At 70.8% G+C, this 20584-nt stretch carries 17 protein-coding genes; 11 read left to right on the forward strand and 6 right to left on the reverse strand.

Translation table 11 applies throughout. From position 1 onward, the window contains the following. Positions 1 to 20: 20 nt before the first annotated feature. Genes EIM48_RS12535 through EIM48_RS12555 form a run of 5 tightly spaced genes read left to right on the forward strand, consistent with a single transcriptional unit; the run spans position 21 to position 7846 of the window. Positions 21 to 1673, forward strand: coding sequence for a glucoamylase family protein (locus tag EIM48_RS12535; protein ID WP_125111805.1), 1653 nt, complete (start codon positions 21 to 23; stop codon positions 1671 to 1673). Next, positions 1673 to 2959: a sugar ABC transporter substrate-binding protein gene (locus EIM48_RS12540; RefSeq protein WP_125111806.1), complete on the forward strand. Its 1287-nt coding sequence runs from the start codon at positions 1673 to 1675 to the stop codon at positions 2957 to 2959. Before EIM48_RS12535 ends, EIM48_RS12540 begins: the two co-directional genes overlap by 1 nt. After that, a complete protein-coding gene (locus EIM48_RS12545) occupies positions 2956 to 3834 on the forward strand; it encodes a sugar ABC transporter permease (protein ID WP_019397693.1) in 879 nt (292 codons plus the stop codon). The genes EIM48_RS12540 and EIM48_RS12545 overlap by 4 nt, the downstream gene beginning before the upstream one ends. 14 nt (positions 3835 to 3848) lie before the next feature. Next, complete coding sequence (locus EIM48_RS12550) at positions 3849 to 4685, forward strand: carbohydrate ABC transporter permease (protein ID WP_125111811.1); 837 nt, start codon at positions 3849 to 3851, stop codon at positions 4683 to 4685. 26 nt (positions 4686 to 4711) lie between these two features. Continuing rightward, entirely contained in the window at positions 4712 to 7846 is a 3135-nt protein-coding gene (locus tag EIM48_RS12555) for a discoidin domain-containing protein (protein WP_125076854.1), read from the forward strand. 59 nt (positions 7847 to 7905) lie between these two features. On the opposite strand, the gene eda is transcribed toward EIM48_RS12555, so the two are convergent. The 5 genes from eda to zwf form a co-directional block, all read right to left on the reverse strand. Next, the gene (gene eda, locus EIM48_RS12560; RefSeq protein ID WP_125108234.1) at positions 7906 to 8565 is read right to left on the reverse strand and encodes a bifunctional 4-hydroxy-2-oxoglutarate aldolase/2-dehydro-3-deoxy-phosphogluconate aldolase; all 660 of its coding nucleotides are present in this window, start codon (positions 8563 to 8565) and stop codon (positions 7906 to 7908) included. A gap of 85 nt (positions 8566 to 8650) precedes the next feature. Beyond that, positions 8651 to 10564 (reverse strand): phosphogluconate dehydratase, encoded by a 1914-nt coding sequence (edd, locus tag EIM48_RS12565; RefSeq protein ID WP_125111807.1) that lies wholly within the window; start codon positions 10562 to 10564, stop codon positions 8651 to 8653. 116 nt (positions 10565 to 10680) lie between these two features. Next, complete coding sequence (gene pgl, locus EIM48_RS12570; protein WP_028915258.1) at positions 10681 to 11394, reverse strand: 6-phosphogluconolactonase; 714 nt, start codon at positions 11392 to 11394, stop codon at positions 10681 to 10683. Continuing rightward, a complete protein-coding gene (glk, locus tag EIM48_RS12575; protein WP_125111808.1) occupies positions 11391 to 12383 on the reverse strand; it encodes a glucokinase in 993 nt (330 codons plus the stop codon). Before glk ends, pgl begins: the two co-directional genes overlap by 4 nt. Positions 12384 to 12385: 2 nt before the next feature. Continuing rightward, positions 12386 to 13831 carry a glucose-6-phosphate dehydrogenase gene (zwf, locus tag EIM48_RS12580; protein WP_125076852.1) on the reverse strand — a complete coding sequence of 482 codons (1446 nt, stop codon included), beginning with the start codon at positions 13829 to 13831 and terminating at the stop codon, positions 12386 to 12388. A gap of 333 nt (positions 13832 to 14164) precedes the next feature. Here zwf and ugpC point away from each other — a divergent pair, with 333 nt between their 5' ends. Continuing rightward, positions 14165 to 15247, forward strand: a complete 1083-nt coding sequence (ugpC, locus tag EIM48_RS12585; protein ID WP_125076851.1) for a sn-glycerol-3-phosphate ABC transporter ATP-binding protein UgpC — start codon at positions 14165 to 14167, stop codon at positions 15245 to 15247. A 17-nt stretch (positions 15248 to 15264) separates the two neighbouring features. Here ugpC and EIM48_RS12590 read toward each other — a convergent pair whose 3' ends face one another. Next, positions 15265 to 16107: a hypothetical protein gene (locus tag EIM48_RS12590; RefSeq protein ID WP_019397702.1), complete on the reverse strand. Its 843-nt coding sequence runs from the start codon at positions 16105 to 16107 to the stop codon at positions 15265 to 15267. Positions 16108 to 16197: 90 nt separating this feature from the next. On the opposite strand from EIM48_RS12590, the gene EIM48_RS12595 reads away from it, so the two are divergent. The 5 genes from EIM48_RS12595 to EIM48_RS12615 all read left to right on the forward strand — a co-directional run bounded on the left by EIM48_RS12595 (position 16198) and on the right by EIM48_RS12615 (position 19813). After that, positions 16198 to 16350: a DUF1674 domain-containing protein gene (locus tag EIM48_RS12595; RefSeq protein ID WP_232211008.1), complete on the forward strand. Its 153-nt coding sequence runs from the start codon at positions 16198 to 16200 to the stop codon at positions 16348 to 16350. Positions 16351 to 16417: 67 nt separating this feature from the next. After that, a complete protein-coding gene (sdhC, locus tag EIM48_RS12600) occupies positions 16418 to 16810 on the forward strand; it encodes a succinate dehydrogenase, cytochrome b556 subunit (RefSeq protein ID WP_019397703.1) in 393 nt (130 codons plus the stop codon). After that, positions 16807 to 17190, forward strand: coding sequence for a succinate dehydrogenase, hydrophobic membrane anchor protein (sdhD, locus tag EIM48_RS12605; protein WP_019397704.1), 384 nt, complete (start codon positions 16807 to 16809; stop codon positions 17188 to 17190). Before sdhC ends, sdhD begins: the two co-directional genes overlap by 4 nt. A gap of 22 nt (positions 17191 to 17212) precedes the next feature. Next, on the forward strand, positions 17213 to 19006 hold the full coding sequence (sdhA, locus tag EIM48_RS12610; RefSeq protein WP_019397705.1) for a succinate dehydrogenase flavoprotein subunit: 1794 nt from the start codon (positions 17213 to 17215) through the stop codon (positions 19004 to 19006). 21 nt (positions 19007 to 19027) lie between these two features. Further along, positions 19028 to 19813: a succinate dehydrogenase iron-sulfur subunit gene (locus EIM48_RS12615; RefSeq protein ID WP_019397706.1), complete on the forward strand. Its 786-nt coding sequence runs from the start codon at positions 19028 to 19030 to the stop codon at positions 19811 to 19813. Positions 19814 to 20584: the final 771 nt, after the last annotated feature.

The raw sequence follows: 20584 nt of genomic DNA on the forward strand, positions 1-20584 counted from the left end.
GCAATGAGGAGAGAGCGGTCTTGAAACGGTGGTACTGGCAACGCTGCATCGTCCCCCTGGCGGGCCTCCTGTTGCTGCTGGCCGGATGCCGGCAGGAAACGCCGCCGCCGCCGGCCGAGCTGCCGCCGCCGCCCAAGCCCGACGTGATCCTGATCGAGCCCGTGCTCCCCGAACGCCCGCCGCGGCCGGAACTGCCGCCGCTGTTCCGCGACATCGAGCGGCGCACGTTCCAGTTCTTCTGGGACACCACCAACGAGCAGAACGGGTTGACCCCGGACCGCTATCCCTCGCGCCCGTTCGCCAGCGTGGCCTCGATCGGCTTCGCCCTGACCGCGTACCCGATCGGCATCGAGAACGGCTGGGTCAGCCGCACCCAGGCGGTGGACCGCACCCTGACCACGCTGCGCTTCCTGCGCGACATCCCGCAGGGGCCCCAGGCCACCGGGCGCGGTGCGTACAAGGGCTTCTACTACCACTTCCTCGACATGCAGAACGGCCACCGCTACGACAGCTGGGTGGAGCTGTCCAGCGTGGACACCGCGATCCTGATGATGGGCGTGCTGTTCGCCCAGGCCTACTACGAAGGCGACGACCCGCGCGAACAGGAGATCCGCAAGCTGGCCGACCAGCTCTACCGCCGGGTGGACTGGAAGTGGCTGCAGGTGCGCCCGCCGCTGATCTCGATGGGCTGGTTCCCCGAGAGCGGGTTCATCCAGCACGACTGGATGGGCTACAACGAGGCCATGCTGCTGTACATCCTGGCCCTGGGCTCGCCGACCCACGCGGTCGAGCCGGAGGCCTGGACGGTGTGGACCCGCACCTACAACAACGACTGGGGCGTGTACTACGGCCAGGAGTACCTGAGCTTCGGCCCGCTGTTCGGCCACCAGTACAGCCATGTCTGGATCGACTTCCGCGACATCCAGGACCAGTACATGCGCGAACGCGGGATCGACTACTTCCTCAACAGCCGCCGCGCGGCGCTGGCCCAGCGCGAGTACGCCATCGCCAACCCGATGAAGTGGAAGGACTACGGCGAGAACGTCTGGGGCCTGACCGCCGGCGACGGCCCGCAGAACACCCGCCAGATCTACCGCGGCGAGGAGCGCGAATTCCGCCACTATTCCTCGCGCGGCGCCGGCCTGCGCGAGAACTTCGACGACGGCACCATCGCCCCGACCGCGGCGATCTCCTCGATCGTGTTCGCGCCGGAGGTGGTGATCCCGGCCACGGAGGAGATGCTCCGCCGCTACGGCGACTACCTGTACTCCAGCTACGGCTTCCTGGACTCGTTCAACCCCAGCTTCAACTACGACATCCCGCTCAAGACCGGGCGCGTCGTCCCCGGCAAGGGCTGGGTGGCCAGCGACTACATCGGCATCGACCAGGGGCCGATCCTGGCGATGATCGCCAACTACCGCAACGAGTTCGTGTGGTCGGTGATGAAGAAGAGCCCGTACATCCGCACCGGCCTGGAGCGTGCCGGCTTCCGCGGCGGCTGGCTGGCGCCGGAGGACGAGGACGAGGGCATGGAAGCCGACCGCCGCGCCGCCGACGCGCGCGCGCTGGGCATGGCCGAGTCGCGCGCGGCGGCCGCCGAGGCCCAGCGCAAGGAGCAGCAGCGCAGGGAAGAGCCGGCCGCGGCCAACCGCGCGCAGCCGCCGAGGCAGTGATGGCCACGCCGCGGCTGCTGCGTGCCTGCCTGCTGCCGTTGCTGGCGCTGCTGCTGGCCGGTTGCGGCGGCGACCCGGCCGCGCAGCCGGTGCGCTTCTGGGCGATGGGCCGCGAGGCCGAGGTGGTAAGCGTCCTGGTCGAGGAGTTCGAGCGCGAGAGCGGGATCGAGGTGGAGATCCAGCAGATCCCCTGGACCGCCGCGCACGAGAAGCTGCTGACCGCGTTCGCCGCCGACGCGATGCCGGACGTGTGCCAGCTCGGCAATACCTGGATCCCCGAATTCGCCCAGCTGGGCGCACTGCAACCGCTGCAGGCGCGGGTGGATGCCTCGGCCAGCATTGAACCGGCCGACTACTTCCAGGGCATCTGGGACACCGCCGTGGTCGACGGCCAGCTGGTGGGCGTGCCGTGGTACGTGGACACGCGCCTGCTGTTCTACCGCAAGGACCTGCTGCGCGAGGCCGGGGTTGGACAGCTGCCACGCACCTGGGCCGAGTGGGAGCAGGCCATGGCCGCGGTCAAGCGCCACCTGGGGCCCGGGCGCCACGCCATCCTGATGCCGCTCAACGAATTCGAGCAGCAGCTGTCGCTGGCGCTGCAGCAGGACGACCCGCTGCTGCGCGACGACGACACCCGCGGCAACTTCTCCAGCCCCGGCTTCCGCCGCGCGCTGGCGTTCTACGCCAACGTGTTCGAGCAGGGCTGGGCGCCGAAGGTCTCCGAGACCCAGATCTCCAACGTCTGGGACGAATTCTTCCGTGGCTCCTACGCGTTCTACCTGTCCGGGCCCTGGAACATCCGCGAGTTCCGCCGCCGCCAGCCGCCGCAGCTGGAAGGGCAGTGGGGCACGATGCCGCTGCCGGGGCCGCACGGCCCGGGCGCGGGCATCGCCGGCGGCACCAGCCTGGTCCTGTTCCGTGGCTCGCCGCGTTCGGAACAGGCCTGGAAGCTGGTGGAGTTCCTTTCGCGCCCGGACATCCAGCAGCGCTTCCACGCCTTGATCGGCGACCTGCCGCCGCGCCGCAGCGCCTGGGAACACCCTGACCTGGCCGGCGACCCGCTGGCCGCCGCGTTCCGCGACCAGCTGGAGCGCGCGAAGCCGGCGCCCAAGGTGCTGGAGTGGGAGCGCATCGCCCAGGAGATGCGCCTGGTCACCGAGCGGGTGGTGCGCGGCGGCCTGGCCCAGGACGCGGCCGCGCGCGAGCTGGATGCGCGGGTCGACGGCATCCTCGCCAAGCGGCGCTGGATCCACGAACGCGCCGCCGCGCAGGGGGCGGGGCGATGAGCGCGCGCCTGGCCGGATGGCTGTTCGTGGGCCCGGCGCTGCTGGTGCTGGGCCTGTTCTTCGCCCTGCCGGTGCTGTCGGCGCTGGCGCTGAGCCTGACCGACTTCGACCTGTACGCGCTGGCGGACATGCGCAACCTGCGCTTCGTCGCCCTGGACAACTACCTGGAGCTGTTGCGCACGCCGCTGTTCTGGAAGGCGCTGTGGAACACCACCTATTTCGTGGTGGTGGGCGTGCCGTTGTCGGTGGCGGTGTCGCTGGGCGCGGCACTGCTGCTCAACGCCCCGGCTGCGCGGCTGCGCGGCCTGTTCCGCACCGCGCTGTTCGCGCCGGTGGTCACCACCCTTGTGGCGGTGGCGGTGATCTGGCGCTACCTGTTCCATACCAGCTACGGCCTGGTGAACTGGGCGCTGGGCCACCTGGGCATCGACCCGGTCGACTGGCTGGGCGACCCGCGCTGGGCGATGCCGACCATCATCCTGTTCGCGGTGTGGAAGAACTTCGGCTACAACATGGTGATCTTCCTCGCCGGCCTGCAGGCCATCCCGCGCGACCTGTACGAGGCCGCGCGCATCGACGGCGCCTCGCGCTGGCAGCAGTTCCTGCACATCACCCTGCCGCAGCTGGGGCCGGTGCTGCTGGTGGTCGGGGTGATCACCGTGTCCGGCTACTTCCAGCTGTTCGCCGAGCCCTACGTGATGACCCGCGGCGACCCGCTGCAGAGCACGGTCAGCGTGCTGTACTTCATGTTCGAGGAAGGCTTCAAGTGGTGGAACCTGGGCCGCGCCTCGGCCGTGGCCTTCCTGCTGTTCGTGGTGATCCTGGCGGCGACCACGCTGATGCTGCGGCTCGGCCGCCGCAGGGGGATGGTATGAGCGCAGGGCAGTCCATCGGGCGCGAGGTCGGGCAGTCGCGCCTGCACGCGCTGCTGGTCAACGGCGCGTTGTTTGCGCTGGCGCTGGTGAGCCTGGCTCCGCTGCTGTGGATGCTCTCGGTGTCGTTCATGCCCACCGGCGAGGCCGCGCGTTTCCCGCCGCCGTTGCTGCCCTCGGAGCTGAGCGTGGAGAACTACCGGGCGCTGTTCGGCCGCACCGGCATGGGCCGCAACTTCCTCAACAGCCTGCTGGTGGCCGGCGCGATCACCATCGGTTCGCTGCTGGTGAACACCCTGGCCGGCTATGCCTTCGCCAAGCTGCGCTTCCGCGGCCGCGACCGGCTGTTCCAGCTGCTGCTGGCGGCGCTGGTGGTGCCGGCGCAGGTGGCGATGCTGCCGCTGTTCCTGCTGATGAAGCAGCTGGGCCTGGTCAACAGCTACGCCGGCGTGGTGCTGCCGGCGCTGGCCAGCGTGTTCGGCATCTTCCTGGTGCGGCAGTACGCGCGCTCGATCCCCGACGAGCTGCTGGAGGCGGCGCGGATCGACGGGGCGGGGGAGTGGCGGATCTTCTTCTCCATCGTCCTGCCCATGCTCAAGCCGGTGCTGGTGACGCTGGCGATCTTCTCCTTCATGGCCGCCTGGAACGACTTCATGTGGCCGCTGATCGTGCTCACCGACCAGGAGCACTACACCCTGCCGGTGGCCCTGGCCACGCTCTCGCGCGAGCACATCATGGACGTGGAACTGATGATGGCCGGCGCGGTGGTCACGGTGCTGCCGGTGCTGCTGCTGTTCCTGCTGCTGCAGCGCTACTACATCCAGGGCCTGCTGCTGGGCAGCGTCAAGGGATAGGAGGTTCGTCGATGGTGCCTGTGGCGATGCGTGGAGCCATCCTGCTGTCGGGCGCACTGGCGCTGCATCCCGCCGTCGCCGGCGCGCAGGCGCGGGTGCTGGACGGGTTCGAGGATCCGGCGCCGTGGAGGGTGGTCGCGTCCGACCAGGTCAGCGGTGCGATCCGCCGCGTCGAAGGCGCCCGGGGCGGGGCCCTATGCCTGGACTACGACTTCAACGGTGTGTCCGGCTACGCCGGCATCCAGCGCGACCTGCCGCTGGAGTACCCGGACAACTACCGCTTCTCCTTCCACCTGCGCGGCGATTCCCCGGCCAACGACCTGCAGTTCAAGCTGGTCGACGCCAGCGGCGACAACGTGTTTTGGGTCAACCGCCCGCGCTACGACTTCCCGGCCGACTGGACCGAGGTGCGCTACCGCACCCGCCACATCGACAAGGCCTGGGGCCCGGATCCGGATCGCGTGCTCCGCCGCAGTGCCAAGGTCGAGTTCACCATCTACAACAATGCCGGCGGCCGCGGCAGCGTCTGCTTCGACGAGCTGGCGCTGGAACCGCTGCCGCCGGATCCGGCCACCCCGCCGGCGGCCGTTGCGGTGGAGGCCAGCACTGCCGCCGCCCGCGCCGTGCACGCCATCGACGGCGACCGCGGCACGGCCTGGGAGGCCCGCGGCCGCCAGCGCCTGTTGCTGGACCTGGGCCAGGAGCGCGAGTTCGGTGGCCTGGTGCTGCGCTGGGCCGATGCCCGCCGGCGCCCGCAGCGCTACGCGGTGGAACTGGAAGATGCCGACGGCCAGTGGCGCACGGTGCGCACGGTCGAGCAGGGCCGCGGTGACAGCGACTGGTTGGCGCTGCCGGAAGCGGAGGCGCGGCGGATCGCGCTGCGGCTGGAAGGCGGACGCTACGCCCTGGCCGAGGCGCAGGTGCAGCCGCTGGAGTTCTCGGCCCATCCCAATGATTTCATCAAGGCCCTGGCCCGCGAGCTGCCGCGCGGCTGGCTGCCGCGCGGTTTCAGCGGCGAGCAGCCCTACTGGACCATCATCGGCGTCGATGGTGGCAGCGAGCAGGGCCTGGTCGGCGAGGACGGCGCGGTCGAGCTGGCGCGTGGCGGCTTCAGCATCGAGCCCTTCGTGCTCGAAGGCGGCCGGCTCGTCGGCTGGGCCGACGTGAAGCCGGTGCAGCGCCTGCCCGGCGAGGGGCTGCCCATGCCGGAGGTGGAGTGGACCGCGGCCGGCGAAGGCGGCGATGCGCCGGCGCTGCAGGTTTCCGCCTTCGCCCATGGCCAGGCGGGCGACTCGCGCGTGGTCGCGCGCTACCGCCTGCGCAACCCGCATCCACAACCACGCGAGTACGTGCTGGCGCTGGCGGTGCGGCCTTTGCAGGTCAATCCGCCGGCGCAGTTCCTCAACACCATCGGCGGCGTCAGCCCGATCAGCTCGCTGGCCATCGACGGCGCCACCGTGTCGGTGGACGGCCGGCCGCGGGTCTACGCGACCCGGCCACCGGACCAGGCCTTTGCCACGCCGTTCGACGCCGGGCTGGACGTGCAGCGCCTGGCCTCCGGCGACATCCCTGCCGCATCCGCGGTGGAGGATCCGACCGGCCTGGCCTCGGGCATGCTGCTGTACCGCTGGCGGCTGGCCCCCGGCGAGGAACGCGAGGTCGCCCTGGTCGCGCCGCTGGACGGCGAAACTGCTCCGCCGCCCGGTTTCGACGCCGCGCGTGCCGCCGAAGAAACCGCTGCGCGCTGGCAGGAACTGCTGGGCCAGGTGGAGCTGCGGCTCCCGGCGGAGGGCCGCGACTTCGCCGCCACCGTGCGCACCGCGCTGGCGCACATGCTGGTCTCGCGCGTCGGCCCGCGCCTGCAGCCGGGCACGCGCTCGTATTCGCGCAGCTGGATCCGCGACGGGGCGATGATCTCCGAAGGCCTGCTGCGCCTGGGGCGGCCCGAGGTCGTGCGCCAGTACCTGGAGTGGTACGCGCCCTACCAGTTCGAGAACGGCAAGGTCCCGTGCTGCGTCGACGCGCGCGGCAGCGACCCGGTGCCGGAGAACGACAGCCACGGCGAGCTGGTGTTCAACATCGCCGAGTACTGGCGTTACACCGGCGACCGCGAATTCCTGCAGCGGATGTGGCCGCACGTGCGCGGTGCGTTCGACTACATGGAACGGCTGCGCGCCAGCGAGCGCACGGAGGAGAACCGCAGGCGCGACCCGGCCTTCTACGGGATGATGCCGGTGTCGATCAGCCACGAGGGCTATTCGGCCAAGCCGATGCACTCGTACTGGGACAACTTCTGGGCCCTGCGCGGCTACAAGGACGCGGTGGAAGTGGCCCAGGCGCTGGGCTTGCGCGAGGAGGCCCGGCGCATGGCCGCCGCGCGCGACCAGTTCCGCGCCGACCTCGCCGCATCGCTGCGCGCCGCCACCGCCCGCCATGGCATCGACTACCTGCCCGGCGCCGCGGAACTGGGCGACTTCGACCCGACCTCGACCACCATCGCGCTGGCCCCGGGCGGCGAGCAGGACTGGCTGCCGCGCGAGCTGCTGGAGAACACCTTCGAGCGCTACTGGCAGCAGTTCGTCGAGCGCCGCGACGGCCGCCGCGAATGGAAGGACTACACGCCCTACGAGTGGCGCAACGTGGCCGCCTTCGTGCGCCTGGGCTGGCGCGACCGCGCCTGGCAGGCGGTGGAGTACTTCTTCGCCGACCGCGCGCCGCCGCCCTGGAACCAGTGGGCCGAGGTGGTCTCGGCCACGCCGCGCAAGCCGTTCTTCGTCGGCGACCTGCCGCATGCCTGGGTGGCCTCGGACTTCGTGCGCTCGGCGCTGGACATGTTCGCCTACCACCGCGAGCGCGACGACAGCCTGGTGCTGGCCGCCGGCGTGCCGCTGGACTGGCTGGAAGGCGAGGGCATCCAGGTGCGCGGCCTGCACACCCCCCACGGCCGCCTCGGCTACGCGCTGCGCCGCCGCGACGGACAGCTGCAGCTGGACGTGGCCGGCGACGCAGGGCTGCCGCCGGGCGGGCTGGTGCTGCCCTGGCCATACGCGGGCCATCCCGGACGGACGACGATCGATGGCCGCCCCGCCAAGTGGACCGGTGGCGAGCTGCGCATCACCCGGCCCGGGGCAGAGGTAAGGATCGAGGTGGCCGGTCCGTAACCGTCGGCAACAAAAAAGCCGGGCATTGCCCGGCTTTCCTGGTGTCGAGGTGAGGCGGCTCAGGCCGCGCGCGCCGCGGCAACAATCCCGGCGGCCTTGGCCGCGCTGGCCTCGACCTTGTCCCACTCGCCGGCCTTGAGCCAGTTCTTCGGCACCATCCACGAGCCGCCCACGCAGACCACGTTCGGCTGGGCCAGGAACTCGGCCGCGGTGTCTTCGGTGATGCCGCCGGTGGGGCAGATCTTCAGCTCGGCCAGCGGGCCGGCCAGGCCCTTGAGCATGGCCAGGCCGCCGACCGCGTTGGCCGGGAACAGCTTGCACACGCGGAAGCCGCGCGCCATCAGCGACAGGAATTCGGTCGGGGTCGCACCGCCGGGCACGGCCGGGATCGGCGCCCTGGCCAGCGCGTCGGCCAGTTCGGCCGGGGTGCCCGGGGTGACCAGGAAATCGGCGCCCAGCTCGATGCACTTCTGCATCTGCTCGACCGTGGTCACCGTGCCCATGCCCACGGCGATGCCGGGCAGTTCCTTCTTGAGCGCCACCAGCGCATCCAGCGCGCAGGGGGTGCGCAGGGTCAGTTCGATCGCGGTCAGTCCGCCCTTGAGCAGCGCGGCGGAAAGCTTGCGCGCCTCGTCGACGCTGTCGGCGGTGACCACCGGCAGGATGCCGGCCTGGCGCAGCAGCTGTTCGGCCTTGGCCTGGGTCTGGTCGATGCTCATGGAATCGGTGGCTCCGTAAGTGCGGGGTCGCGGCCACGGGCCGCGCGTGCATGGGGTGGGCCGCCGCGGGCGCGGCGGCGGTAGCTCAGTTGTCCTTCTCGGCGTGCGGCGCCAGCGCCGCCTCGGCCGTGCTGCCCAGTTCGTACTCGGCGTCGTAGTCCCAGGCGCTGCCGTCGTGCGCCGGCGGGCCACAGGAGATCGAGGTTGCGCCCTGGTCGGCCGGACCGACGTTGGCGCGGTTGTAGGCGAACAGGTTGCGGCCCAGGTCGTGCGCCGCGCGGCTGGTGTTGGGCGCCACCTCGCGGGCGTTCCACTCGGCCGCGTCGACCAGTACTTCGAGCACGCCGGCCTCGCTGTCCAGGCGCACGATGTCGCCGTCGCGGATCTTGCCGATCGGGCCGCCGCGCGCCGCTTCCGGGGTGACGTGGATCGCCGCCGGGATCTTGCCTGATGCGCCGGACAGGCGGCCGTCGGTGACCAGCGCCACCTTGCGGCCCTGGTTCTGCAGCATGCCCAGCAGCGGCGCCAGCGAGTGCAGCTCGGGCATGCCATTGGCGCGCGGGCCCTGGTAGGTGACCACCGCGACGAAGTCGTGCGGCAGCACGCCGGCGGCGTGCAGCTTGTTGAGCTTCTGCGGGGCGTCGACCACCACCGCCTGTGCCTCGACGCAGCGGTGCTCCGGCTTGACCGCCGACAGCTTGATCAGGGCGCGGCCGATGTTGCCGCGGAGCAGGCGCAGGCCACCCTGGCTCTCGAACGGCGCGGCCACGGTGCGCACCACGCTCTCGTCGCCGGAGGCCACCGCCGCGGGGGCCGAGCCCAGCACGCCGTTCTCCAGGCGCGGCTCGCGGGTGTAGGCGCGCATGCCTTCCGGCACCACGGTCTGCAGGTCGTGCATCAGGCCTGCGTCCAGCAGCTCGCGGAACACGAACGGCACGCCGCCGGCGGCCTGGAAGCGGTTCACGTCGGCCTCGCCATTGGGGTACACGCGCGCCAGCAGCGGCACCACCTGCGAGATCTGGTCCATGTCGTCCCAGGTCAGGACGATGCCGGCGGCGCGGGCCACGGCGATCCAGTGGATGGTGTGGTTGGTCGAGCCGCCGGTGGCCATCAGCGCGACGATGGCGTTGACGATGGCGCGCTCGTCGATCAGCCGGCCCAGGGGACGGTAGTCGTCGCCCAGCGCGGTCATCTGCAGCACCCGGCGCACGGCTTCCTCGTCCAGCGCCTTGCGCAGCGGCGTGCCCGGGTTGATGAACGAGCTGCCCGGCAGCTGCACGCCCATGGCCTCCAGCAGCACCTGGTTGGAGTTGGCCGTGCCGTAGAAGGTGCAGGTGCCCGGGGAGTGGTAGGACTGAGCCTCCACCTCCAGCAGTTCCTCGCGGGTGGCCTCGCCGGCGGCGTAGCGCTCGCGCACCTCGGCCTTCTTCTTGTTGGGGATGCCCGAGGGCATCGGGCCGGCCGGCACGAACAGCGCCGGCAGGTGGCCGAAGGCCAGGGCGCCGATCAGCAGGCCCGGCACGATCTTGTCGCAGATGCCCAGGTACAGGGCCGCGTCGAAGGCGTCGTGGCTCAGGCCGATGGCGGTGGCCTGGGCGATCACGTCGCGCGAGAACAGCGACAGCTCCATGCCGCCGCGGCCCTGGGTGACGCCGTCGCACATCGCCGGCACCCCGCCGGCCACCTGCGCGGTGGCACCCAGCTCGCGGGCCAGGGCGCGGATCCGCTCCGGGTAGTGCTCGTACGGCTGGTGCGCCGAGAGCATGTCGTTGTAGGCGGTGATGATGCCCAGGTTGGGCGTCGCCGAGCCGCGCAGGCGGGCCTTGTCGTGCTCGCCGCAGGCGGCGAACACGTGGGCCAGGTTGGCGCAGCTGAGCGGGGTGCGGTTGGGGCCGTTGCGCACCGCCTCGTCGATGCCGGCCAGGTAGGCGGCGCGCGAGGGGGCGCTGCGCTTGCGGATGCGCTCGGTGACGGCTTCGATCTTCGGATGCAGGCTCATGTCGTACCAGGAAGTGGCGGAGCTGGCGCCGTCGCCGGCGCGGGCTGCAGGGACGGGGCGGCGGGCCCGGGGCGTGCCGCCCCGGTATCAGAGAGGTGCGGGCGGCGGGCCTCGCATCAAGGACACCAGTGTACGCGCAGTGGGCTGGCGCTCAGGCCCAGCACCGCGCGGATCGGCATTTCGCGCACGTCGTCGCCGGCCAGGGCACGCTCTAGCACCTCGCGTTTGGCCTCGCCGCGCAGCAGCAGCAGGTGCCGGCGGCAGCGGGCCAGGCCGGCGCGGGTGAGGGTGATGCGCGTGGTCCACTCGGCCGCGACCGGGCAGCCGGTGGCGTCGAGCACGGCGTAGTCGGCCTGCGCGGCCAGCGCCGCGTCCAGGTCCACCGAACCGGGGAACAGCGAGGCGGTGTGGCCGTCGTTGCCCATGCCCAGCACCGCCACGCAGGGATCCTGCGCGTTGGCCGATTCGCGGTTGGCGGCTTCCACGCATTCGGCGGCCGACAGCCCCTCGCGTACCAGCGGCTCGAAATGCAGGCCGGGCGCGCGCTCCAGCAGGCTCTCGCGGATCAGCCTGGTGTTGCTGGCCGGATGGTCGGCGGGCACGAAGCGGTCGTCGACCAGGCCGACGCTCACCTTCGACCAGTCCAGCGGCGCCTGCGCCAGCCGGGTGTAGGCCGGCGCCGGGGTGGTGCCGCCGGAGAGCAGGGCGCGGGCACGGCCACGGGTGGCCAGGTCGGCGGCCAGCGCGGCCTGGAGGTCGGCGGCGATCGCCTCGCCCCAGGCGTCCACGCCGGCGTGTTCGAGCCATTCGATGCGCGGATCGGCGATCACGCCAGGCCCTCCCGGCGGACCATGTCCACCGCGTAGGCGGCCGCGCCGAGCAGGCCGGCATGCGGATGCAGCACCGCCAGCGAGGGCACGCGGGCCATGGTCGGCGAGAACCGGCCCTTGTATTCGAAGCGCTGGCGGAAGCCGGAATGGCGCAGCGAGTCCAGCATCTTCGGCACCAGGCCGCCGGTGAGGAACACGCCGTCCCAGGCGCCCAGGGTCAGCACCAGGTCGCCGGAAATGGCGCCGAACACCGCGCAGAACACGTCCACCGCGCGCATGCACAGCGGGTCGCCGGCGGCGGCGCGGGCAGTGACGTCCTTGGGCTCGAGCAGGCCCGGGTCGACCCCGGCGATCTCGCACAGGGCGCGGTGGATGTTGACCAGGCCGGGGCCGCAGATCAGGCGCTCGTTGGAGACGCGGCCGAACTGCGCCGACAGGATTTCCAGGATGCGGATCTCATCCGGCGTGCCCGGCGGGAAGCTGACGTGGCCGCCCTCGGTCTCCAGCGGGTAGCAGCGGCCGTCGCGCACCACCAGCCCGCCCACGCCCAGGCCGGTGCCCGGGCCGAGCACGGCGTAGGTGCGCGGCTCGCCCAGCGGCGCCGGGGTCCAGGACACGCCGCCGATCGGCACCACGTCCTCGGCCCGGTACAGGCTGATGGCCATGGCCTGGGCGGCGAAGTCGTTGATCAGGTAGACCTGCTCGAAGCCCAGCATCTCGCGGGTGCGCGGGCGCGAAATCACCCACGGATGGTTGGTGATGCGCGCCTCGTCGCCGTCAACCCGGCCGGCGACGGCGAACACGCCGCGGTGGGCGCTGGCCTGGGCCTGGTCGAGGTAGTGGCGCGCGGCCTCGGCCAGCGACGGGAACTGGGCCACCGCGAACTCGCGCACGCTGTCCTCCAGCAGCGGGACCGGGGCGCCTGGGTCGGCCAGGGCGAAACGCGCGTTGGTGCCGCCGATGTCGGCGATCAGGAACAGTTCGGCCATGGTCAGCGGGCGTCGCGTGCCGGACGCGCGACGGCGTCGAAGCTTTCAGGCAGGAACACGGCCGCGTCCTCCGGACCCCAGCTGCCGGCCGGGTAGGGCTGCAGCGGCGAGTTGTCGGCGCGCCAGGCGTCGACCACGCTGTCGATCCAGGCCCAGGCGGCCTCGACCTCGTCATTGCGCACGAACAGGGCGTGGTTGCCGTGGAAGGCATCCAGGAACAGGCGCTCGTAGGCGATGCGGCGGTTCTGGCCGGTCTCCGAGGACAGCTGCAGTTCCAGCGGATGCAGCTCCAGGGTGCCCCATTCCGGGCCGGCCAGGCTGCTCATCAGGCCCAGCTCGATGTCCTCCTGCGGCTGCAGCCGGAAAGTCAGGCGGTTGGGCACGGCGTTGTTGCGGTCCGGGCGCTCGAACAGCCAGTGGGTGACCGGCTTGAGGGTCACGGTGACCACGGTTGAGCGCTCGGCCATGCGCTTGCCGGTGCACAGGTGGAACGGCACCCCGGCCCAGCGCCAGTTGTCGATGTGCGCGGTGACGCCGACGAAGGTTTCGACATCGCTGTCATCCGGCGGCGCGTAGCCCTGCACCGGCTCACCGTTGATGGTGCCCGCGGTGTAGCGGCCGCGCACGCTGTGGCGGCGCGCCTCGGAGGCGCAGAACGGGCGCAGGGCGCGCAGCACCTTGACCTTTTCGTCGCGGATGCGGTCGGCCTCCAGCGAGGCCGGCGGCTCCATCGCCACCAGGCACAGCAGCTGCAGGATGTGGCTCTGGACCATGTCGCGCAGGGCGCCGGAGCGGGCGTAGTAGGAGTTGCGCCCGTCCACGCCCTCGCTCTCGGACACCAGGATGTGCACCGAGTCGATGTAGTTGCGGTTCCACACCGCCTCCAGCAGGGCGTTGCCGAAGCGCAGCGCCAGCAGGTTCTGCACCGCCGCCTTGCCCAGGTAGTGGTCGATGCGGAAGATCCGGTCCTCGTCGATCAGCTTGCCGATCGTGCCGTTGATCTCGCGCGCCGAGGCCAGGTCGGCGCCGATCGGCTTCTCCAGCATCAGCCGGCTGGGCGCGGCGAACGCGCCGCCCAGGGCCAGGCCCTCGCAGGTGCTGATGTACAGGCCCGGCGGGATCGACAGATAGCTCACGCACGGGCGGTCGGTCATGTCACGCACCGCCTCGGCCACCGAGGCCGGGGTGCGCATGTCCACCGAACGGTAGTCCACGCGCTGCAGGAACGCCTCCACCAGGTCCGGCGAGGGCGTGTAGTGGCCCAGGTTGGCGAAGCGCTCGCGCAGGATCGCGCGGAACTTCTCCGTGTCGTGCGGCGACAGCGCCATCGCGCGCACGCGGAAGCCCTCCGGCAGGAGGCCGTCGCCCATCAGGCGCAGGAGCGAGGGGAACAGGTAGCGCTGTGCCAGGTCGCCGGTGGCGCCGAACAGCAACAGGGTGTCATGCATCCGGTGGGCTTCCGTGGGGTGGGGCATTGGTTCGGTGGATTCTCTTCGGATCGCACCCGCCGGGCAGCGGGTGGAAGGTGGCAGGTGACCGCAGGTAATGCGTGAAACTTCCGAAATATGGCCGCCCCCTTGGGCAATGTCCAGTGGGCCGGAAAGTGTCCACGGAAACGGTCCGTCGCATGCTGCTGCGTATGTTGCGGCGGCACCCGCTGGCCCGGCCGCGAGGACGCGGCATGGGAACCCGCCACGTCGCCTGCACCGCCGGCCGTGAGATCATCGCGTCCTCGGTCCGCGCCCGGCGCGGGCTGGTTGAATACGTATGCGGAGATGCCGATGGCGGACGTCCAGCTGGAACAGGTGCGCAAGGTCTACGGCAACGGCCACGTGGCCGTGCACGAGGCCTCGTTCACGATCGGCGATGGCGAGCTGGTGGTGCTGGTCGGGCCTTCGGGCTGCGGCAAGTCCACCCTGCTGCGCATGATCGCCGGGCTGGAGGAAATCACCTCCGGCACCCTGCGCATCGGCGGGCGGGTGGTCAACGACGTGGCGCCGCGCGACCGCGACATCGCCATGGTGTTCCAGAGCTACGCGCTCTATCCGCACATGACCGTGGCCGGGAACCTGGCGTTCGGCCTGAAGCTGCGCGGCGCCACGCGCGCCGAGGTCGAGCGCCGGGTCGCCTCGGCGGCCGGGATGCTGGGCCTGGAAGGGATGCTGGACAAGCGTCCGGCCGAGCTGTCGGGTGGCCAGCGCCAGCGCGTGGCCCTGGGCCGCGCCCTGGTGCGCGAGCCGGCGGTGTTCCTGCTGGACGAGCCGCTGTCGAACCTGGACGCCAAGCTGCGCCACGGCACGCGCACAGAGATCGCGCGCCTGCACCAGCGGCTGGGCGCCACCATGGTCTACGTCACCCACGACCAGGTCGAGGCCATGACCCTGGGCCAGCGCATCGTGGTGCTGGATGGCGGCCGGGTGCAGCAGATCGATACCCCGATGGCGCTGTACGACCGCCCGGCCAACCTGTTCGTGGCCGGCTTCCTCGGCAGTCCGGCGATGAACGTACTGCGCGGCCGCCTGCATGCCGGGGGCGGCCTGCGCCTGGAGATGGCGCAGGGCGCGCCGGTTCCGCTGCCCGGGGTGGAGGTGCCGCCGGCTTGGCTGGAGCAGGAGGTGGTGCTGGGCATCCGCCCCGAACACCTGCTGCCGGTGCGGGAGGGGGAGGGCCTGGAGGCGCGGGTCGAGGTGGTCGAGGCGGTGGGCAGCGAGGCCTACCTGCACCTGGACTTCGGCGGGCAGGCGCTGGTGGCGCGGCTGCCCCCGAGCGACCTGCCGGCGCCCGGCGACCGCGTGCGCCTGCGCCCGGACCCGGCGCGCGTGCATTTCTTCGATCCCCGCGATGGCCGCCGCCTGGTGGCCTAGCGCCGGCCCGCGCGAACTCAGGGCGCGGCGACTTCCGCGAATGGCTCGACCGTGGCCGGTGCCCCCGCGGCCGCCAGCGGCGCGTCCGCCAGTTCCAGCGGCAGCACCGCCAGCGCCAGGCGCGGTGCCTGGCCGGCCGCCGCCACCACGTTGCCGATGGCGCGCCCGTCCTGCGCGACCTCGGCGCCGGCCTCCGCCGCATCGCCCGCACGCAACAGCACCAGCTGGCGCTTGGCCTTGCCCAGGAAATGGGTCCTGGCCACGATTTCCTGGCCCGGATAGCAGCCCTTGCTCACGCTGAAGGCGCGCAGCCGCTCCAGCCCGAGCTGCTGCGGGGTCCACTGCTCGGCCTGGGACGCGGGCAGGCGCGGGATCCCGGCGCGCAGGTCGGCGACGTCCCAGGCGGCGACCGCCTCCGCGTACGCCGGGGCAGGGGAGGTGCCAATCCGCAGCACGCGGCCCGGGGCGATGCCCAGGCGCAGCCCATCGGGGGCGTCCTCGGCGCCTTCCAGTACGCCGGGTGCCGGCTGCGCCGCGCCGAACGCGCCGGCCACGTGCAGGTCCGCGCGCGGCGCCAGCACCACCTTGCGCCGGAACACGAAGCGGCGCAGGGCATCGCCGACCAACGTCGCATTGGCATCCGGCAGCAGCATGCGCAAGCTTCCGTCGCCGGTGCGCAGCAGGGCGAACAGGGCGATTACCCGGCCCTTGGGGTTGAGCCAGGTGCTCCACTGCCAGTGCCCGGTCGCCAGCGCCCGTACGTCGCTGGCGAACTGGGCATGCGCGAAGACCGCCGCGTCGGGGCCTTCCAGGGCGAGGACGGACCACCCGTCCAGCGCGAAAAACTCCCGGAGATTCAAGGGGCTTGGTAGGGGCTGGTTGTCAGGCACGTTAACCCCGGCTTAAAATTTTGCGCTTGCAAAGGACTATCCATGATAGGTCATAGCCCCGTGGTTCCAGAGGACGAAGACGCGCCGGAAGCCGCGCCGTCGCTCGACAAGGACGCCGCGAAGGCGCCGCCGCGCGAGATCGGCGGGCGAGAGGGTCCGGAACCGACCCGCTACGGGGACTGGGAGAAGAACGGACGCTGCATCGATTTCTGATGCGAAGGCAGCGCCCCAGGAGCCACGCGGGCGGTTTGCCCGCACAGCCGAGACTACGAGCCAGCGAATGAGCAGCCGCGAACGCCCCCTGTCACCCCACCTGCAGGTGTACCGCTGGCAGGTCCAGATGGTGACCTCGATCCTCCACCGCGCCACGGGCATCGTCCTGGCCGGCGGCGCCCTGGTCCTTGCCGGTGGCCTGCTGGCGCTGATGCTCGGCCCGGACAGCTGGGCCTGCTTCAGCGACCATGCCGGCGCCTGGTACGGCCAGGTGTTCCTGTTCGGCTGGACCTGGTGCTTTGCCTACCACCTGTGCAACGGCATCCGCCACATCGCCCAGGACTTCGCGCACGGGTTCAGCATCCCGGTGTTCGTGCGCAACAGCTGGCTGTCGATCATCGGCAGCCTGGTGATCACCGCGATCGTGTGGGCTTTTGCGCTGAACGGAGGTGCCGCGTGAGCCGTTACCGTACCCCCCTGAAGAACGTGCGCGGCCTGGGTGCGGCCAAGGCTGGCACCGAGCACTTCGTGCACCAGCGCCTGACCGCCACCGCGCTGGCGTTCCTGTCGCTGTGGTTCGTGTACTTCGTCGTGAGCCTGGCCGGCAGCGACTACCTGGCCGCCACCGAGGCCGTGTCCAAGCCCTGGAACGCGGTGCTGCTGGTCGGCTTCCTGGTCGCCATGTTCTGGCACGCCCAGCTGGGCCTGCAGGTGGTCCTGGAGGACTACGTCCACAATTCCCTGCTGGCCCTGGCGCTCCAGGTCAGCGTGAAGTTCATCGCGGTGCTTGGCGCGATCGTCAGCATCTTCGCCGTGGCCCGCATCGCGCTGGCCGGCTGACCGCGCAAAGGAAACAGACCCGATGTCCGCTTACAAGATCACCGAACACAAGTACGACATGGTCGTCGTCGGCGCCGGTGGCGCCGGCCTGCGCGCCACCTTCGGCCTGGCCCAGAAGGGCCTGCAGACGGTGTGCCTGACCAAGGTCTTCCCGACCCGTTCGCACACCGTCGCCGCCCAGGGCGGCATCTCCGCCGCCCTGGGCAACATGGGCGAGGACGACTGGCGCTACCACTTCTACGACACCATCAAGGGCTCGGACTGGCTGGGCGACCAGGACGCCATCGAATACATGTGCCGCGAGGCGATCCCGGCCATCATCGAGCTGGAGCACTACGGCGTGCCGTTCTCCCGCACCGAGGACGGCAAGATCTACCAGCGCCCGTTCGGCGGCATGACCACCCGCTTCGGCGAGGGCCCGCCGGCGCAGCGTACCTGCGCGGCCGCCGACCGCACCGGCCACGCCATGCTGCACACCCTGTACCAGCAGTCGCTGGCGCACAACGCCCGGTTCATGATCGAGTACTTCGCGCTCGACCTGATCTTCGACAACGAGGGCGTGTGCCGCGGCGTGCTGGCGCTGGACATGGCCGAGGGCACGCTGCACCTGTTCCGCGCCCACGGCGTGGTGCTGGCCACCGGCGGCTACGGCCGCGCCTACTTCAGCGCGACCTCCGCCCACACCTGCACCGGCGACGGCGGCGGCCTGGTGATGCGTGCCGGCCTGCCGATGCAGGACATGGAGTTCGTGCAGTTCCACCCGACCGGCATCTACGGCGCCGGCTGCCTGATCACCGAGGGCGTCCGCGGCGAGGGCGGCATCCTGCGCAACGCCAACGGCGAACGCTTCATGGAGCGCTACGCCCCGCACTACAAGGACCTGGCCTCGCGCGACGTGGTGTCGCGCTCGATGACCATCGAGATCCGCGAGGGCCGCGGCGTCGGCGAGCACAAGGACCACATCCTGCTCGACCTGACCCACCTGGGCCCGGAGGTGATCGACGAGAAGCTGCCGGGCATCGCCGAGAGCGCCCGCATCTTCGCCGGCGTCGACGTGCACAAGGAGCCGATCCCGGTCATCCCGACCGTGCACTACAACATGGGCGGCATCCCGACCAACTACCACGGCGAAGTGGTGCGCAAGGTCGGCGACGACCCGGATGCGGTCGTGCCGGGCCTGTACGCGATCGGCGAGGCAGCCTGCGTGTCGGTGCACGGCGCCAACCGCCTGGGCTCCAACTCGCTGCTGGACCTGGTGGTGTTCGGCCGCGCGGTGGCCAACCGCTGCGCCGAGACCATCAAGAAGGGCGCCCCGCACAAGCCGCTGCCGTCCGACGCCTGCGACAAGGCGCTGGCCCACCTGGACAAGCTGCGCCACGCCAACGGCGACACCCCGACCGCGGTCATCCGCGACCGGATGCAGCGCACCATGCAGGCCGACGCCGCGGTGTTCCGCACCAGCAAGACGCTCAAGGAAGGCTGCGAGAAGATGGCGCAGATCTACGACAGCTTCCAGGACGTCCGCGTCTCCGACCGCTCGCTGGTCTGGAACTCCGACCTGATCGAAACCTACGAGCTGCACAACCTGCTGCTCAACGCCGTCGCCACCATCAACTCGGCCGAGCAGCGCAAGGAAAGCCGCGGCGCCCACGCGCACGAGGACTATCCGGAGCGCGACGACGCCAACTGGCAGAAGCACACCCTGGTCACCGTGGACGCGGAGACCGGCAAGACCAGCTTCGACTACCGTCCGGTGCACATGTACACCCTGACCAAGGATGTGGATGTGGTGCCGCCCAAGCCACGCGTGTACTGAGCCAGGGCCAGAGACAGACCAATGGCAGAGTTTGCACTCCCCAAGAATTCCCGCATCACCAAGGGCAAGCACTATCCCGCGCCGGCCGGCGCGAAGAACGTGCGCACCTTCAAGGTGTATCGCTGGAGCCCGGACGACGGCGCCAACCCGCGCACCGACACCTACGAGATCGATCTCGACAAGTGCGGTCCGATGGTCCTGGACGCGCTGATCAAGATCAAGAACGAGATCGACCCGACCCTGACCTTCCGGCGTTCCTGCCGCGAGGGCATCTGCGGCTCGTGCGCGATGAACATCGACGGCACCAACACGCTGGCGTGCACCCGCGCCATCGCAGACTGCCGCAAGGCCGAGGTGCCGATCTACCCGCTGCCGCACATGAACGTGGTCAAGGACCTGGTCCCGGACCTGACCCACTTCTACGCGCAGTACGCCTCGATCAAGCCCTGGATCCGCACCCAGACGCCGCCGCCGCCGGACCGCGAGCGCCTGCAGTCGCCTGAGGACCGCAAGAAGCTGGACGGCCTGTACGAGTGCATCCTGTGCGCCTGCTGCTCGACCAGCTGCCCGAGCTACTGGTGGAACGGCGAGCGCTACCTGGGCCCGGCGATCCTGCTGCAGGCCTACCGCTGGATCGTGGACTCGCGCGACGAGGACACCGGTGCGCGCCTGGACGACCTCGAGGACCCGTTCAAGCTGTACCGTTGCCACACCATCATGAACTGCGCGCGGACCTGCCCGAAGGGCCTGAACCCGGCCCTGGCGATCGCGGAGATCAAGAAGCTGATGATGGCCCGCCGCGCCTGACCTGGCGGTCTGCGCAGCCATGGAAAGCCCGGCCCCACGGCCGGGCTTTTTCTTTGCGCCGTTCCAGCGTCGGCGCGGCTCCGTCGAAGGGCCCTCCTGCGTGAACAATCCCGCCTTGGCCCGGTGCCTTGCAGGCGTACCGGCGTCCCGCGGGAGTCCCGAGGCGTCGACGCCTGCGTGCAGGGGGCAGGCGCAGGCATGGCCCCGAGCCTGGAAGCGCCCGGTCCAGGTAGCAGCTCTCCCGTTCCGGCCATCGCGTCGTGGGACGCGCCGCTCCGGCATCTGTCCTTCACTGGCAGGCGAGGGCGGATGTTTCATTCCCGATGACCATGATTGCGCTCCCATGCCCGGCACCGGGACTGCAAGATGCCCGGCATAAGCTGCAGGTGCATCGCGACGCTTCTTCCGCCTTTGCGGCTGGCGCCCTCGGGAGGGCCAGGCCGCAGCAGGACCCGCCCAATGAGACCAGTGCCCGCAGGCATGCGGGCACCAACGCTGCCGCGTGCGGGGGAAACGCCGGCCTGCGCCTTTGCCGGCCGGCGTTGAAGGCGTGGCAGAAGTGGCTGCAGGCCGTGCCTGTGATGAACGGGCGATGCAGCATGAAAAAATTTTCGCGAAAGACCTTCCCAAAAATTTTCGATAGGCGCACAATGCGCGCCCTCCCGACGACACCACGGTGTTGCCGGGGTCCGGGAAAACGGAGTGGCTTCAACACGAAGTGCTTGCGGATTTCTGGAAGTCGCCTATACTGGGCGGCTCGCTCACCAAGGC

The organism is Pseudoxanthomonas sp. SGNA-20 (assembly GCF_003931635.1).
Lineage (GTDB): Bacteria > Pseudomonadota > Gammaproteobacteria > Xanthomonadales > Xanthomonadaceae > Pseudoxanthomonas.